This is a genomic window from Streptomyces sp. NPDC127084 (assembly GCF_042724175.1).
Classification (GTDB): Bacteria; Actinomycetota; Actinomycetes; order Streptomycetales; family Streptomycetaceae; genus Streptomyces.
Map to the genome: position 1 here is coordinate 1 of NZ_JBHXFA010000379.1, position 1,302 is coordinate 1,302.

Here is a 1,302-nt window from a genome sequence, read left to right on the forward strand (position 1 = left end):
TGTGTCCCCCCCGGGCGTGGGTCCCACCCCACGACTGTGCCCTCTATGCTCTAAAAACTTTCATTCTTATAGAAGTTTTGTCCACGGTCACTCCGGCGGACACGGCACCCCGGTGAGACGTCCTCCACCATGTCGCCGGGTCTCCTGGACCGGCACGCTCCGCATCCCGCAGGCGGGCCCATGGATCCCTGTTAAGCCTTACACTCTAGTAATGCATTTGCCATCGACTGCCCCGCTCTCCGCAGGTCCCGTCCAGCCCGATCGGCTGCCGGACGTCGTCGCCGGGCGGATTCGTGAACTGATCCTCCTCGGAGAGCTGAAGGACGGCGAGCGTCTGCCGCCTCTCGACAATCTGCTCACCCAGTTCGGCGTGAGTGCCCCCACCATGCGTGAGGCCCTGAGGATCCTCGAAGCCGAAGGCCTCATCAAGGTCCAGCGGGGCAGCATCGGCGGGGCGCTCGTCCAGCGCCCGACACCGCAGACGGCGGCATACACACTCGCGCTGGTGCTGCGCAGTCAGGGCACGGACAAGGGAGACGTGGTCGAAGCGCTGTCCCTTCTCGAACCGCTCTGCGCCATGCAGTGCGCCCGGCTCTCCAACCGCAAAAGCACGGTCGTCAGGGAGCTCCGCAAGATCAACGCCGCGTCCCGCGAGCTGCTCGACGACGACGAGGTCAAGTTCAACGACACCATGACCCGCTTCCACACCACACTGGTACAGCGGTGCGGCAGCGACACGCTCAAACTGCTCACGGGCGCGCTCGGATCGATCTGCCTGGCGGACGTCCGGAACTGGGTCACCTCGACCTCAGCACACGGGCACTACCCCACCGCGGCGGAGCGACTTCCCTCGATCAAGGTCCATGAGCGCATCACCGACCTCATCTACGCCGGCAAGGACGTCGAGGTCGCGGCAGAGATGACCGCCCACGCCAAGGTGACGCGGCAGCATATCTACGGTGGCGGCGACCCGACCGAGCTGGTCGACCCTCGGACCGTGCGACGCGGACACTGAGAGTCCGCACCGTCGCCATCCCCCGGGTGGCCGAGGAGGAGAGTGATGCGGCCGCACCGCACCCGCATCCTCCTCGGTATCGGGTTGGCTTCACAGGACACGCCAGTCTCAGCCCTCTGCCTTCGCTGCGACACCGATGGTCCGTCGTACCGCGTCCGCTATGCGCTGAGGATCGGGGAAGTACGCGGCCTCGAGCACGGGCGACGAGGGACTCGGGGTGAACTGTGCGCCGACACGCGTCACGGGCGCCGCAAGTTCTCCGAACAGGTTCTCGGTGAGCGTCGCGG

General features: G+C 66.2%; 1 protein-coding gene. It reads left to right on the forward strand.

Annotation, left to right across the window (positions count from 1 at the left end; genetic code table 11):
* Positions 1-211: 211 nt before the first annotated feature.
* Positions 212-1,015, forward strand: coding sequence for a FadR/GntR family transcriptional regulator (locus ACFWI9_RS34370; protein WP_387169246.1), 804 nt, complete (start codon positions 212-214; stop codon positions 1,013-1,015).
* The last annotated feature ends 287 nt before the right edge of the window (positions 1,016-1,302 follow it).